The sequence below is a fragment of the Pseudomonas lyxosi genome (genome assembly GCF_047758685.1).
GTDB classification, from domain to species: Bacteria; Pseudomonadota; Gammaproteobacteria; order Pseudomonadales; family Pseudomonadaceae; genus Aquipseudomonas; species Aquipseudomonas lyxosi.
On record NZ_CP180481.1, the window covers coordinates 1,393,565 to 1,408,975 of the forward strand.

The 15,411-nt window shown below is 59.0% G+C and carries 11 protein-coding genes; 5 read left to right on the forward strand and 6 right to left on the reverse strand.

Going from position 1 to position 15,411, the window contains the following annotated elements; all coding sequences use genetic code 11:
- Window positions 1-9: 9 nt before the first annotated feature.
- A complete protein-coding gene (oadA, locus tag ACMXYI_RS06645) occupies window positions 10-1,818 on the reverse strand; it encodes a sodium-extruding oxaloacetate decarboxylase subunit alpha (protein WP_415772349.1) in 1,809 nt (602 codons plus the stop codon).
- A gap of 11 nt (window positions 1,819-1,829) precedes the next feature.
- A complete protein-coding gene (locus ACMXYI_RS06650) occupies window positions 1,830-3,245 on the reverse strand; it encodes an acetyl-CoA carboxylase biotin carboxylase subunit (RefSeq protein ID WP_008156643.1) in 1,416 nt (471 codons plus the stop codon).
- Window positions 3,246-3,435: 190 nt separating this feature from the next.
- On the opposite strand from ACMXYI_RS06650, the gene ACMXYI_RS06655 reads away from it, so the two are divergent.
- Window positions 3,436-4,398: a LysR family transcriptional regulator gene (locus ACMXYI_RS06655; protein WP_149628534.1), complete on the forward strand. Its 963-nt coding sequence runs from the start codon at window positions 3,436-3,438 to the stop codon at window positions 4,396-4,398.
- On the opposite strand, the gene ACMXYI_RS06660 is transcribed toward ACMXYI_RS06655, so the two are convergent.
- Both ACMXYI_RS06660 and hexR read right to left on the reverse strand, forming a co-directional pair.
- Entirely contained in the window at window positions 4,340-4,549 is a 210-nt protein-coding gene (locus tag ACMXYI_RS06660; RefSeq protein WP_415772350.1) for a PA3496 family putative envelope integrity protein, read from the reverse strand. The two genes, ACMXYI_RS06655 and ACMXYI_RS06660, sit on opposite strands and share 59 nt — an antisense overlap.
- A 124-nt stretch (window positions 4,550-4,673) precedes the next feature.
- Entirely contained in the window at window positions 4,674-5,540 is an 867-nt protein-coding gene (gene hexR, locus ACMXYI_RS06665) for a transcriptional regulator HexR (RefSeq protein ID WP_008156648.1), read from the reverse strand.
- Between the two features lie 354 nt (window positions 5,541-5,894).
- Between hexR and ACMXYI_RS06670 the strand changes: the two genes are divergently transcribed.
- A complete protein-coding gene (locus ACMXYI_RS06670) occupies window positions 5,895-6,263 on the forward strand; it encodes a hypothetical protein (RefSeq protein ID WP_415772351.1) in 369 nt (122 codons plus the stop codon).
- A gap of 59 nt (window positions 6,264-6,322) precedes the next feature.
- Here the strand turns inward: ACMXYI_RS06670 and ACMXYI_RS06675 are convergent, their stop codons facing one another.
- A complete protein-coding gene (locus ACMXYI_RS06675; protein ID WP_415772353.1) occupies window positions 6,323-9,193 on the reverse strand; it encodes an EAL domain-containing protein in 2,871 nt (956 codons plus the stop codon).
- A 258-nt stretch (window positions 9,194-9,451) separates the two neighbouring features.
- On the opposite strand from ACMXYI_RS06675, the gene uvrD reads away from it, so the two are divergent.
- The 3 genes from uvrD to ACMXYI_RS06690 all read left to right on the forward strand — a co-directional run bounded on the left by uvrD (window position 9,452) and on the right by ACMXYI_RS06690 (window position 13,363).
- Window positions 9,452-11,635, forward strand: coding sequence for a DNA helicase II (gene uvrD, locus ACMXYI_RS06680; protein WP_415772354.1), 2,184 nt, complete (start codon window positions 9,452-9,454; stop codon window positions 11,633-11,635).
- 311 nt (window positions 11,636-11,946) lie between these two features.
- Window positions 11,947-12,819: a Tim44 domain-containing protein gene (locus tag ACMXYI_RS06685; protein ID WP_415772356.1), complete on the forward strand. Its 873-nt coding sequence runs from the start codon at window positions 11,947-11,949 to the stop codon at window positions 12,817-12,819.
- Window positions 12,820-12,955: 136 nt separating this feature from the next.
- Window positions 12,956-13,363, forward strand: a complete 408-nt coding sequence (locus tag ACMXYI_RS06690; RefSeq protein WP_008156656.1) for an SMI1/KNR4 family protein — start codon at window positions 12,956-12,958, stop codon at window positions 13,361-13,363.
- A 150-nt stretch (window positions 13,364-13,513) separates the two neighbouring features.
- Here the strand turns inward: ACMXYI_RS06690 and ACMXYI_RS06695 are convergent, their stop codons facing one another.
- The gene (locus ACMXYI_RS06695) at window positions 13,514-15,277 is read right to left on the reverse strand and encodes a cation:proton antiporter (RefSeq protein ID WP_415772358.1); all 1,764 of its coding nucleotides are present in this window, start codon (window positions 15,275-15,277) and stop codon (window positions 13,514-13,516) included.
- Window positions 15,278-15,411: the final 134 nt, after the last annotated feature.

Genomic DNA, 15,411 nt, shown 5'->3' on the forward strand with positions numbered 1-15,411 from the left:
GCTGTTAACTCAGCCTTCGATCTCGATCAGGATTTCGCCCGGGTTCACCCGGTCGCCCTTGGCCACGTGGATGGCGGTGACTTTGCCGGCGATGGCCGCCTGCACTTCGGTTTCCATCTTCATCGCTTCGGTGATCAGCACGGCCTGGCCGGCTTTCACGGTGTCGCCTTCCTTGACCAGCACGTCGACGATGTTGCCCGGCATGGTGGTGCTGACGTGGCCCGGTGCAGTGGCTTGCTTGCGCTTGCTGCTGCCGCCGCTGACGAATTCGTTGAGCGGCTCGAACACCACTTCTTCCGGCATGCCGTCGATAGACAGGTAAAAGTGACGCTTGCCTTCAGCCTTGACGCCGACACCGGTGATGTCGACGCGGTAGGTTTCGCCGTGGACGTCGATGACGAACTCGGTCGGTACGCCTTCACCACCGGCCGAGGTCACACCGCCAGCTTCAGGAATCGGCAGCAGCACTTCTGGAGTCAGGGTGCCGGCAGCGCGTTCTTCGAGGAACTTGCGACCGATGTCCGGGAACATGGCGTAGGTCAGCACGTCTTCTTCAGACTTGGCCACCGTGCCGATTTCGCCACGCAGTTTGGTCATCTCCGGCTTGAGCAGGTCGGCCGGACGCACGTCGATCACTTCTTCGCTGCCGATCGCCTGGCGACGCAGTTTTTCGTTCACGGTGCCCGGCGCCTTGCCGTAGCCACCTTGCAGGTAAAGCTTCACTTCGTTGGTGATGGTCTTGTAGCGCTCGCCGGCCAGCACGTTGAAGAACGCCTGGGTGCCGACGATCTGCGAGGTCGGGGTCACCAGCGGCGGGAAGCCGAGGTCTTCACGAACGCGCGGGATTTCGGCCAGCACTTCGCTCATGCGGTTCAGGGCGCCCTGCTCTTTCAACTGGTTGGCCAGGTTGGAAATCATCCCGCCCGGTACCTGGTTGACTTGAACGCGGGTGTCGACGGCGGTGAACTCGCTTTCGAACTGGTGGTACTTTTTGCGCACGGCGTAGAAGTACAGACCGATCTCTTGCAGCAGTTCCAGGTTCAGGCCGGTGTCGAACTCGCTGCCTTTAAGGGCGGCAACCATCGACTCGGTGCCCGGGTGGCTGGTGCCCCAGGCGAAGCTGGAGATTGCGGTATCGATGTGGTCGGCACCGTTTTCGATGGCCTTGAGTTGGCACATCGCGGCCAAACCGGCGGTGTCGTGCGAGTGAATGAACACTGGCAACGATTGCTCGGATTTCAATGCCTTGACCAATTCGCCGGTGGCGTACGGAGTCAGCAGGCCGGCCATGTCCTTGATCGCCACCGAGTCGCAACCCATGGCTTCCATTTGCTTGGCTTGCGCCACGAACGCCTCGATGGTGTGCACCGGGCTGGTGGTGTAAGCGATGGTGCCTTGAGCGTGTTTGCCGGCGGCTTTCACCGCTTCGATGGCGACTCGCAGGTTACGCACGTCGTTCATGGCGTCGAAGATGCGGAACACATCGATGCCATTGACCGCGGCCTTGGCGACGAAGGCTTTGACCACGTCGTCGCTGTAGTGGCGGTAGCCCAGCAGGTTCTGGCCACGCAGAAGCATTTGCAGGCGAGTGTTAGGCAGCGCCGCGCGCAGTTGGCGCAGACGCTCCCACGGGTCTTCTTTGAGGAAGCGTACGCAGGCGTCGAACGTTGCCCCGCCCCAGACTTCCAGCGACCAGTAGCCGACTTTGTCGAGCTTGTCGCAGATCGGCAGCATGTCTTCGGTGCGCATGCGGGTCGCGAGCAGCGATTGGTGGGCGTCGCGCAGGATTGTGTCGGTAACGTAGATTTGTTTGCTCATTGTTCTATTCCTCACAGGCCTGCGTGGGCGGCGATGGCGGCGGCGATGGCCAGGGCCAGCTCTTCGGGTTTGCGCTTGATCGAGTAGTTGGTCAGTTCAGGGTGGCTTTCAACGAAGCTGGTATTGAACTGGCCGCTACGGAATTCCGGGTTACGCAGGATTTCCTGGTAGTACGCGGCGGTGGTCTTGACCCCTTGCAGACGCATGTCGTCGAGGGCGCGCAAGCCACGGTCCATCGCCTCTTCCCAGGTCAGCGCCCAGACCACCAGTTTCAGGCACATGGAGTCGTAGAACGGCGGAATGGTGTAGCCGGTGTAGATCGCCGTGTCGGTGCGCACGCCGGGGCCGCCGGGTGCGTAGTAACGGGTGATCTTGCCGAAGCTCGGCAGGAAGTTGTTTTTCGGGTCTTCGGCGTTGATCCGGAATTGCAGCGCGAAACCGCGGTGCTGGATGTCTTCCTGTTTCACCGAAAGCGGCAGACCGGAGGCGATGCGAATCTGCTCGCGAACGATGTCGATGCCGGTGATTTCTTCGGTGATGGTGTGTTCCACCTGCACCCGGGTGTTCATCTCCATGAAGTACACCTCGCCCTCGGCGAGCAGGAACTCCACGGTGCCGGCGTTCTCGTAACCCACGGCCTTGGCTGCGCGCACCGACAGGTCGCCGATGTAAGCGCGCTGTTCAGGGGTCAGTTGCGGGCTCGGGGCGATCTCGATGAGCTTCTGGTTGCGACGCTGGATCGAGCAGTCACGCTCGAACAGGTGCACCACGTTGCCAAAGCTGTCGCCGAGGATCTGCGCTTCGATGTGTTTTGGATTGACGATGCATTTTTCCAGGAACACTTCCGCCGAACCAAAGGCCTTGGTGGCTTCGGAAATGACCCGAGGGAATGCTTGTTCAAGTTCTTCCCGGCTGTCGCAGCGACGGATACCACGGCCACCACCACCGGAAGTCGCCTTGAGCATCACCGGATAACCAATGCGGTCGCCTTCGATCAAGGCTTCCGCGATATCCGCGACGTTGCCTTCGGTCCCCGGGGTGACGGGTACGCCAGCCTTGATCATGCTGCGACGGGCTTCGGTCTTGTCGCCCATGCGGCGAATCACTTCAGCCGATGGACCGATGAACTTGATGCCGCGCTCTGCGCAGATATCTGCCAGTTCAGCGTTTTCCGAGAGGAAACCGTAGCCGGGGTGCAGCGCATCGCAACCGGTTTCTACTGCCAGATTCACCAGCTTGCGTGCATTCAGGTAACCGGCCAGTGGCTCGGCACCGATGCTGTGGGCCTCGTCCGCACGCTTCACATGCAGCGCGTGGCGGTCGGCGTCGGAATAGATCGCGACCGAGCGAATGCCCATCTCGGCGCAGGCACGTACGATTCGTACGGCAATCTCACCACGGTTGGCGATCAGGATCTTTTTTATCACTTGGAGGTTCCCTTGAGCCGGTGGTACCCACGACCTGCTAGACCAGGTCGACGCGTGACCAAATGTTTCGATTCAGTCGCAGCCCCACACTAGCCCCCACAAGGGATTAACAAAAATGATTAATTATTGGGTCAGCCATAAGTAAAGACTTATAGTTGACGCATCAGCCCGCGGCGAGAGCGTCTATAAAATGCGTAAGTCATTGATGCGTATGACATTGCGTCAATTACAGATCTTCAATGAGGTCTGTGATTTGCGGTCCTACAGCCGCGCAGCCGATGAAATGTCTCTCACACAACCTGCCGTGAGCCTACAGATTCGTCAACTTGAAGAGCTGATTGGTCAGCCTTTGTTCGATTACGTCGGCAAAAAGCTCTACATGACCGAGGCAGCCGAGGCCCTTCAGCGCGCCAGCCGGGACATTTTCGGACGCCTGGAAAACCTCGACATGCAGCTTTCTGACATGCAGGGATCGCTGCAAGGACAGCTGAAACTGGCGGTGGAATCCAGCGCCAAGTATTTCGTGCCGCACCTGTTTGCCGCGTTCAAGCGCCAGCATCCGGAAGTGAACTTGCACCTGACGGTGGTTAACCGCGGACAAGTGATTCGACGCCTGTCGGACAACCGCGATGATTTGGTGATCATGTCGATGGTGCCGCAAGACATGGGGCTGGAATTTCTGCCGTTTCTCAACAATCCAATCGTGGCCGTGGCGCCGCCGGATCATCCGCTGTCCCATATGGGACCGCTGCGCTTGCAGGATCTGGAACCTTACACACTGCTGTTGCGCGAACCGGGCTCCGGTACGCGACTGGCTTGCGAGGAGTATTTCAAGGAGAAGCGCGTGCACTTCACGCAAACCCAGGAGGTGGCGTCGGCCGAAGCCCAGCGTGAATGCGTACGGGCGGGTCTGGGCCTGGCGCTATTGACGCGCCACGCCCTGAACCTTGAGTTGGCGACCGGCGCACTCATAGAGCTGCCGGTCGAAGAGCTGCCGTTGTACCGCAGCTGGTGCCTGGTGCAAGCCAAGGCGAAACGGCTGTCACCGGTGGCGCACGCATTCCTTGCGTTTATTCGCAGCGAGCGGGTGCAGATCAGCGCGCTGGTTGAGCGTTTCGACGGGAAGTTGCCGGTGCCGCCTGCCAGTAGTTGAGCTCCAGCTCAGGGAAGTCACCGATCTCGGCCTGCAGTTGGCGACGCTCGCAGCGATCTTCGATGGCGCGGCGAAATTCCATGCGGCGCTGGTCTTCCTGCTGACGACGGGTTCTGACGGCGCTGTTGCGTTCTTCGTAGGGCTGGGCCATTTCGAGTCTCCCAAGGCGATTACGGGAGTTTCAAGATAGGCGCGAGGGATGACGGTTTGGCGGCGGGCGGGTTACAGAACGATGAAACTCACCGGCTGATCCCTCGCCACAATTCCAGCCAGAATCAATCGTCCAGCGCTTTTACCGATTTAGGCGACAGCCGCAAGCTGCGCAGGCTGCGCTTGACGCTCTTGAGGTGATTGACCAGGCTCGGCCCGCGCGCCATGGCCACGCCCATCGCCAACACGTCGATCACCACCAGGTGGGCGATGCGCGAGGTCAGCGGCGTATAGATCTCGGTGTCTTCGTGCACATCGATCGCCAGGTTGACGGTCGACAGTTCGGCCAACGGTGTCTGGCTCGGGCACAAGGTAATCAGCGAAGCGCCGCTCTCGCGCACCAGATTGGCGGTGATCAACAAATCTTTGGAACGCCCGGACTGGGAAATACAGATCGCCACGTCGGTCGGTTTCAACGTGACCGCCGACATCGCCTGCATGTGCGGGTCGGAATACGCGGCCGCCGTCAGCAGCAAACGGAAGAATTTGTGCTGGGCATCGGCCGCCACTGCGCCCGACGCGCCAAAGCCATAGAACTCGACCCGCTGGGCCTGAGACATGAGCGACACAGCACGCTGCAACTCCACCGGATCAAGCTTCTCGCGAACTTCCATCAACGTGTGCAGCGTGGTGTCGAAGATTTTCAGGCTGTAATCAGCGACCGAATCGTCTTCATGAATCGCGAACTGCCCGAAGCTCGCGCCAGCAGCCAGGCTCTGTGCCAGCTTCAGCTTCAAGTCCTGGAAACCGGAGCAACCGATGGCGCGACAGAACCGCACGATGGTCGGTTCGCTGATGCCCACGTTGTGGGCCAGGTCGGCCATGGAGCTGTGCATCACCGCCGCAGGATCAAGCAGCACGTGGTCGGCGACCTTGAGCTCCGACTTGCGTAAGAGGTGGCGTGACTGGGCGATGTGTTGCAGCAGATTCAAAGGGCTGGACTCTTTGTTATTGGCAGGTGCCGGGGATGTAGCACGCTTGTAGTTATACTACATGAATCGGCTTTTTGCCTGCTCAATGCGTAACCACATCCCTCGTCTTCAGGCGCGCGCGCTCGATGTAGCACTCATCGTCAGTGCTCAGACGCAAGATAAGCAATTCCACAAGGCCAACGGGGGCCACCAGTCACCCCGTTTTAAGTTGTGTCGCTTAGTTATTCAGAAAACAACAAACTTGAAACATACAACTTTACAATTACAACCAACACACACTACCCACAAACAAGTTTAGTTAGATATATTGCTCACGCAGGACGCAATCAACTTTAATTACAGGAGTTACACGTTATGAGCATTAAAACCGGGTTACACGCTTTTGGCATTATAGGCGAGTTACGCGCTACGAGCATTAAAACCAAAAACTGGACCGCACAAATTAACCGTATGCCAGGCGCAGCTTTTTTCCGCACCTTCGGCTACGTAACCGTTGCGCACACAGGTATCACCCCAAAATTGGTGATGGCTGAAGTACAAGATAAATCTTCTAACCTACGACTGGAGCTGCAACTTGAAACCTCCAATCAAGCTGCACTGCAAGTCGTGACAGACAAGTTTGTTGAATATAAAGTTAAGGGTGACTCCCATGTCACCGACGTGAGTATCTTCTATAAAGGCGAACAAATTCATCACATTAACAAAGTACTGATTACTCACTAATAAGTGTCATCACCCTCTCGCCACAGTATGTGACGGGAGGGTGTTATTTTGTCATTACTTCAGCCGGCGCCTTGCGCTTGTAGCAGAACCGCCAGTGCCTGCGCTTCGACCGGGCGACTGATCAGATACCCCTGAACCTCATCACAGTGCTCAGCCTGCAAAAACTCAAGCTGCTCCGGCCGTTCCACCCCTTCAGCCACCACCTTCAACGACAACCCGTGAGCCATCGCAATGATCGCCCGGGTGATCGCCGCATCCTCGCTGCCCTCCCCAAGACCGCGGATAAATGCCTGATCGATCTTCACGTAATCCACGGGGATGCGCTTGAGGTAGCTCAAGGACGAATAACCCGTGCCGAAGTCATCAATCGCCAACTTAACCCCCAGATCACGCAATTGCTGGAAGGTCGCGATGATGTGCTCGACGCTGTCCAGCAACTGACTTTCGGTGAGTTCCAACTCGAGGTAGTGCGGCGCCAGACCGGTTTCCTCCAGCACCTGACGCACCAGGCTGACCAGTTTGCCCTGACGCAATTGATGCACCGACAGATTTACCGACACCCGTATCGGTTCAAGCCCCTGACGCTGCCACTCACAGGCTTGCCAGCAGGCCTGACGCAACACGAACTCGCCGATCGGGCCGATTAACCCGGTTTCCTCGGCCAGGCCGATGAAGTCCCCCGGCGGCACACGGCCCATGGTCGGGTGATCCCAGCGCACCAGCGCCTCGGCGGCATTCAACCGGCCCGTGGCGAGGCACAGCTTCGGTTGATAAAACACCTTCAGCTGCTTTTCTTCGATGGCTTTACGCAGCTGATTTTCCAGCTGCAAGCGCTCCAGCGTGCTGGCTTGCAGGCTGTCGGTGTAGAACTGGAAGTTATTTCCGCCCAAGTGCTTGGCGTGCTGCATGGCCATATTTGACTGATGGACCAGCGCGGAAATTTCTCGCGCGTTGTCCGGCAACATACTGATGCCCATGGACGCGCTAACCACCAGTTCATGGCCCTCGACAGTGATCGGCAAGCGCAGCTTGGTCGACAGTCGGGTCGCCACCCGCGCCAGGCTCGACAGGTTGCCGTAGGCATTGAACAACACGGCAAACTCATCGCCGGATAAGCGAGCGATGGTGTCTGCTTCAGGCAACGCATTGACCAGCCGCCGGGCCATTTTCTGTAACAGCTGGTCGGCGATTTCATGGCCAAGGCTGTCATTGAGCAGCTTGAAACGATCCAGATTAATGTGCAGCAACGCCAGACTGCGGTAGCCGCCCTGGCGCACCCGCTGATGAGCTTCGCTTAGCCGTTCGCGGAACAGAGAACGGTTAGCCAGGCCCGTCAATTCGTCGTAATGCGTCAGGTAACGCATGCGCTCTTCAGATTCGCGCCGGGCCGATAAATCGGCGAAGAAGCCCACGATATGGCTTACATTTCCTCGATCATCGCGCACAGCGTTCAGTTGCAACCATTGCGGATACAACTCGCCATTCTTGCGGGTTTCTACCAGCTCGCCCTGCCAACTGCCGTGCTGCTCCAGCGCCTGATGAATCGCCGCGTAGTGCCGGCGGGCATCGCGGCTGCATGCCAACTCGACCACGTTGCGTCCGATCATGTCTTCAATGTCATAGCCAGTGACTCGGCTGAAGGCCTGATTGACCGCGATCAACGCGTAATTCGGATCGAAAATCACGATGCCTTCACTGGCGGCTTCGAACACCGTCGCGGCCAGTTGCCGTTGCTCTTCCAGAGCTTTGCTGGCGCTGATGTCGCGACGAGTGCCGACCATGCGGATCACCCGTCCATTTTCGCCACGCTCAACCGCTCGACCTCGGTCCTCGATCCAGACCCAATGACCATCGCCGTGGCGCACGCGGTACTCAATCTGGTAGTCCTCGCTGCGGCCCTTCAAATGCTCGACCAGCGCACGCTTGAGCGACGGCAAGTCATCGGGGTGCAGGCGCGGCTTGAGGTGGCGAAGCATCGCCGTCACGAATTCCGGCTCCAGGCCGAACAGCTCCTGAAGATGGGTGTGATGGACTTCGTCGGTTTGCAGGTTCCAGTCCCACAAGCCCAACTCACTGGCCTTCAACGCCAGCGCCAGACGCGCTTCGCTCTTGCTCAGGGCCTGGTTGGCGGCGTCCAGCTCCAGGCTGCGCTGGGCAACTCGGCTTTCCAGCTCGATCTGAATTTGCCGCAGTTCGTCCTCGGCACGACGGCGCTGGTCGATTTCCTTGGCCAGCTTTTGATTGAGTTGGTCGCTGCAGCTTTGAGCCTGCTGCAAGTGCTCGATCAGTGCCTGATTCTGGAAGCGCCGCAACAGTCCGCTATCGATGAGCCGATTGACCTGCCAGGCGACCACACTCAACGCGCCCAGCAAAATCAGGCCGAACCAGCCCCAGCCCTGACTTTGTTCATCGCCGCCCCAGAACAGATAGCCGATGGCCGGCAACAGACAGGGCAAGGTAAAGGACAGGAACGCCGGCAGGCTGACCGCGTAGGCCACGCTGGCCGAAAGCGCTGCGGCGCCGATCAGGCCGAACACCCAGGCTTGTTGAATGAAGTTGTCGGCGGGTACCAGCGCAATGCCGGCGCCGGCCAGGGTCAGGCCGGTCATGGCCGAACCCAGCAAAAACATACGGCGCCAGATCGGATGGGCCTGGCGATTGGGTATCGCCGAATCGAAGGCCGCGACTTGAATCACTCGCAACGCCACCAGTGACAGCAGCCACACCAGCCAGACGCTGACCAGGAAGTAACGCTGCGGACTCCAAAGCAAGCCAGCGCAGACCAGACCATTGATCAACATGAATAATGTGGGCAGCAATGAGCCCTGATAAAGCAGACGCGTGCGTTCGACCGCCATTTCCATGGCGTACTGTTTGCGGATAACCCGAGGCTCCACAACGGGGCCCGACAGGTCGGTGCTGAGGGTCATAGGCAATGTTCTTGTTCTTATAATGGTGAGCATGAGCCCGAAACGTCGTCGGAGCATACACAAGCAAATGCCCGGACCAAACTGCTCCAGATCATAAAGTAGACCAAAGTCTCGACTGCTTGCACCTTTGTAAAAGCAAGCAAGCAAGCCCCGCCAACGCTTGCAGCCAGTGACCGACCGGTCGTCCTGCACCTATCTTTCATCGGCTAAAGCAATGCGGGGTTTGCCCGGTGTGACGCCGCCCCCTAGAATGCCCCGATGCGCGATGATCTCTCCCTTCTGCTGAACTCCCTCAACGATGCCCAACGCCAGGCCGTAGCTGCCCGCGTGGGTCGTCAGTTGGTCCTGGCCGGTGCTGGTTCCGGTAAAACCCGAGTGCTGGTGCACCGTATCGCCTGGTTGATCCAGGTCGAAAACGCCTCGCCCCACTCGATCCTGTCGGTGACCTTCACCAATAAGGCCGCTGCCGAGATGCGTCATCGCATCGAGCAGCTCATGGGTATCAACCCGGCCGGTATGTGGGTCGGCACCTTCCACGGCCTGGCACACCGCTTGTTGCGGGCACACTGGCAGGAAGCCGGCCTGAGCCAGACGTTCCAGATTCTCGACAGCGACGACCAGCAACGGCTGGTCAAGCGGGTGATCCGCGAGCTGGGCCTGGACGAGCAACGCTGGCCGGCCCGTCAGGCCCAATGGTTCATCAACGGGCAGAAAGACGAAGGTCTGCGTCCGCAACACATACAAGCCAGCGGCGACCTGTTCCTGGCGACCATGCGCAGCATTTATGAAGCCTACGAGGCTGCGTGCCTGCGCGCTGGCGTGATCGACTTCTCCGAATTACTGCTGCGTGCCCTCGATCTATGGCGCGATCATCCGGGCTTGCTGGCGCACTACCAAAAGCGCTTCCGGCACATTTTGGTGGACGAGTTCCAGGACACCAACGCCGTGCAGTACGCCTGGTTGCGACTGCTGGCCAAGGGCGGCGACAGCCTGATGGTGGTCGGCGACGACGATCAGTCGATCTACGGCTGGCGCGGCGCGAAAATCGAGAACATTTATCAGTATTCCGACGATTTTCCGGATGCTGAAACCATTCGTCTGGAGCAAAACTACCGCTCCACCGCCGGTATCCTTAAAGCAGCCAACGCCCTGATCGCCAACAATACCGGGCGCATGGGCAAAGAGCTGTGGACCGACGGCGGCGAAGGCGAAGCGATCAACCTGTACGCCGCGTTCAACGAACACGATGAAGCACGCTACGTAGTGGAAACCATCGAAAGCGCGCTGAAAACAGGCTTGGCTCGCAGCGATATCGCGATTTTGTACCGTTCCAACGCCCAATCGCGCGTTTTGGAAGAAGCCTTGCTGCGTGAGCGCATTCCGTACCGCATCTATGGCGGTCAGCGCTTCTTCGAACGGGCAGAAATCAAAAACGCCATGGCCTACCTGCGCTTGCTGGAAGGTCGCGGCAACGATGCAGCGCTGGAGCGGGTGATCAACGTTCCGGCCCGTGGCATCGGCGAGAAAACCGTTGAAGCGATTCGCGACCATGCCCGTCACAGCGATGTGTCGATGTGGGAAGCCATGCGTCTGCTGGTGGCTAATAAAGGCCTGACCGGCCGTGCCGCTGGCGCGCTGGGCGCATTTATCGAGCTGATCGAGAACCTCGCCGCCAAGTGCATGGAAATGCCGCTGCATCTGATGACCCAGACCGTCATCGAGCAGTCCGGGCTGATCGCCTATCACGAAGCGGAAAAAGGCGAGAAAGGCCAGGCTCGGGTAGAAAACCTTGAGGAACTGGTCAGCGCCGCGCGCAACTTCGAAAACGCTGAAGAAGACGAAGACCTGTCGCCATTGGCGGCGTTCCTCGGTCACGCATCGCTGGAGGCCGGGGATACTCAGGCCGACGAGCACGAAGACAGCATTCAGTTGATGACGTTGCACAGCGCCAAGGGCCTGGAATTCCCTTATGTGTTCCTGGTGGGCATGGAAGAAGGCCTGTTCCCGCACAAGATGAGCCTGGAAGAACCCGGTCGTCTTGAAGAGGAGCGCCGCTTGGCCTACGTCGGAATCACCCGGGCGATGCAGAACCTGGTGATGACCTATGCTGAAACCCGACGCCTGTACGGCAGCGAGACCTACAACAAGGTTTCGCGTTTCGTACGTGAAGTGCCGAAAGGCCTGATCCAGGAAGTGCGGCTGTCCAACAGCGTCAGCCGTCCGTTCGGCGGTGGCCAGCAGCAGAGCTCCAGCAGTCTGTTTGGTGGTAGCGAGATCCCGGACACCGGCTTCAGCCTCGGCCAGGCCGTACGACATTCGGTATTCGGCGATGGCGTGATCCTGAACTTCGAAGGTGCCGGTGCACAGGCTCGGGTGCAGGTGAACTTCAGCGAAGGCAGCAAGTGGCTGATGCTGGGTTACGCGAAGCTGGAACCCATTTAGTACGGCCTGATCGTTCCCACGCTCTGCGTGGGAATGCATCCCGTGACGCTCCGCGTCACAGTGGACGCAGAGCGTCCATGGCGGCGTTACCACGCAGAGCGTGGGAACGATCTATATGCGCGATGCCCGCTGCGGGCATTCCTACAGAACTTATCCACTCGTCCTACGGACCAAAGTTAACAGGCCTTATTGCGCTGACTGAAGCTGAACACAACCTGTCAGGCAAAAGCCCGAAACACTCTGCCGCTAGCCAGTAACACTTCAGCTGTGCAACATGGCGCGCGTGCCATCCACAAATGGGAATTCCCTTTATGAAACGTTTTCTTAGCATCGCCATGGCGTTGTGCATCGGCCTGACGATGAGCCTCGACGCCAACGCCAAGCGCTTTGGTGGCGGCAAGAGCTCCGGCGCTGCGCCGACTCACCAGACCAGCCAAATGGCTCCTTCTTCTGCTGCAGGCGGCGCTGCTGCCACTGCGGGCGCGGCCGGTGCCGCTGGCGCTGCCGCCAAGGCCGGTGGTGCTTCGCGCTGGCTCGGCCCTCTGGCCGGTATCGCTGCCGGTGGCCTGCTGGCCTCCATGTTCATGGGCGGCGGCTTCCAGGGCATGCAGATCTTCGACATCCTGATCATGGCGGTTATCGCCTTCCTGATCTTCCGCTTCATCGCCGCTCGTCGTCGCAAACAGCAAGAGCACATGGCTCCAGCTGGCGCACCGATGCAGCGTGAAGTGTTCGAGCAGAAGCCAACGGCCATGGGTTCGATCTTCGGCGGTTCGGCAGCACCGGTTGCCGCTCGTCCGGTGATCAACGCTCCGGCCTGGTTCAATGAAAAGAACTTCATTGAAGCGGCCCGCAACCACTTCCAGTCCCTGCAGCAGCACTGGGACGCCAACGAAATGGACAAAATCTCCGAGTTCGTGACCCCGCAACTGCTGGAGTTCCTCAAGCGCGAACGTGCCGATCTGGGCGACGGTTTCCAGTCCACCTACATTGATAACCTCAATGTTCAATTGGACGGCGTGGATGATCGCGCCGACAAGACCATCGCCACCCTGACCTTTACCGGTGTGTCGAAGACCTCGCGTTTCGACCAGGGCGAAGTGTTCAGCGAAAGCTGGAACATGGAACGTCCGCAGGGCGAGAACCAGCCTTGGCTGGTCGCCGGTATCCGCCAGAACGGCTGATCCCTCCCGCGTTAAGCATGTTGTAATGAAAACCCCAGCCCTGGCTGGGGTTTTCTATTTCGCGGTTGCATCTATAGCGAGCTACTGTATAAACCGCCCCAACTAAACCGCGCCATCAAGCAAGAGGATCCCGGACGTGGAAGAAATCATCGAACAACTGCGTGAAGCCAACGAACCGGTACCGGTCCCCTTGGAGTTACCCGACGAAGATCAACTGGTGGAAATCGAAGAACAGCTGTTCATCGACATTCCATTTGTCTTCAGAGAGTTTTTGCTGACCGTCAGCGACGTCGTCTACGGCAGCCTGGAGCCGGTGACTGTCACCGACCCGCAATCCCACACCTACCTGCCGGACGTTGCCGCCAACGCCTGGGATGCGGGTGTTGATCGCAGCATGATTCCGATCTGCCAGGACGGTGACAACTACTACCTGGTCGAAGAAGACGGCACCGTGGTGCTGTGGTTGGCCGAAGAAGAGCTGATCGCCGAAGAAACCTGGGAATCGGTGTGGCACTGGGCGCGGGACGTCTGGCTGGAAAGCTGAGACGCCTCGACTTTGTAGCAGCTGGCGCAGCCTGCGTTCGGCTGCGAAGCGGCCGCAATATCAGACAACGAGGTGCGTCAGGAAAACCGAGTCATCCGGGTTTACGACTGCTGCGCAGCCGGACGCAGCCTTCGGCAGCTGCTACAGGTCTCAGTGGCTTGAGGAGTCCTTGTGGTTGTCCAATGTTTCGAGCAATGCCACCTGCATCCGCGTGTGCACGCGGATGAACCAGCGCCAGAGTAGCGCCGCTACAGCGGCCGCGACGACGACGATCAGCACCAGCAACTTGTTGGTCGGCAGAATACTGGCCGACAAGGCTGCCAGCAGCAGGAAAATCACCAGCAGCGAGAGGATCGGGATCACTTCGGCGATCACCCGACGCACTCGCTGCGTGTGGCGGCCGGCCATCTCCGGCTTCACGCCCATCTCCGCCAACAGCATCGAGAGCGCCTTGAGCTTGCGATAGGCGGCGATCAGGAACGGCAGCGACAACAGCAACGCCCCGCCCCAGATCAACGCTTTCTGCCAGCTCGGGTCGCTGATCCAGTCTTGCAGGTAAGCGGACATGCGCTCGGCGAAATAAGCGCCCGCGAAGAAGATCGCAATCACCAGCGCCAGATTGACGCCCACCTGCAACAGAATTCGCCGAATCATCGACGCCAGCAGCGCGCCCTCGCCCTGAGGCTGGATGCTGCGCAGCCATTCGCCGTACATCCCCAATACCCTGCCCAGTCGCTTCGGCATCACCTCGGCAAGCTTGACCGACAGCGGATCAGCCGCGCGGATCAGGTAGGGCGTCAGCAACGTGGTGATCACCGAGACGGCAACGGCGACCGGGTAAAGGAAGTTGCTGGTGACCTGCAACGTCATGCCCAGCGCCGCGATGATGAAAGAAAATTCGCCAATCTGCGAAAGCCCCATCCCGACTCGAAGTGAGGTGCGTCCATCATTGCCAGCGATAAAGGCGCCAAGACCGCAAGAAAACATCTTGCCGAGCACCACGGAAACGGTGATCACCGCAATCGGCCATGCATATTGCAGCAGGATCATCGGATCGAGCATCAGCCCAATGGCGACAAAGAAGATCGCACTGAACAGATCGCGAACCGGTTCGATCAAGCGCTCGATTTTCAGCAATTGCCGGGATTCAGCCATGATCGCGCCAATCAGGAAGGCACCGAGCACCATGCTGTATTCAAGTTTGACCACCAGCAAACAGAAGCCGAAACACAGCCCCAATACAGTGATCAGCAGCATTTCATTGCTTTCGAATTTCGCCACGTAGGCCAGCAATCGCGGCACCAGCAGGATGCCGATGACCAGTGCGACGATCATGAACAGCGAGAGCTTGCCGACCGTTGAAAACACTTCGCCGGAACTGACCGTGCCGCTGACCGCGATGCTCGACAGCAAGGCGATGATGCCGATGCCGAGGATGTCCTCGACGATCAGCACGCCGAAAATCAGCTGTGCAAAGCGCTCGTTCTTCATCTTCAGATCGTTGAGCGCCTTGACGATGATGGTGGTTGAGGAAATCGCCAGGATCGCGCCGAGGAACAGCGAGTCCATGGTGTTCCAGTCGAACCAGCGACCGATCTCGTAGCCGATCCAGATCATCAGCACGATTTCCAGGAACGCCGCAATGAACGCCGTGGCGCCAACCTTGAACAGCTTGCGCAGGCTGAACTCCAGGCCCAGGCAGAACATCAGGAAAATCACCCCGAGCTCGGCGAGGGTTTTGATGGTGTCTTCATCGTGGATCAGACTGAACGGCGGGGTGTGCGGCCCGATGATGAAGCCGGCGACGATGTAGCCCAGTACCACCGGTTGTTTGAAGCGATGAAACAGCACGGTCACCACACCCGCGATCAACATGATCACTGCCAGATCTTGAATGAAACTGATGGCGTGCATGGTGTGGGGCTCCTTAAGGGGGACTTTTGGAGGTTAACACCACGACTTCCGCTGCAAAGGCGGTGCAATATATGGAAACAGATCGATCCGGGCGTGACGGCAGCCACCCGCCCGGCGTCCCGATAACTGTTGGT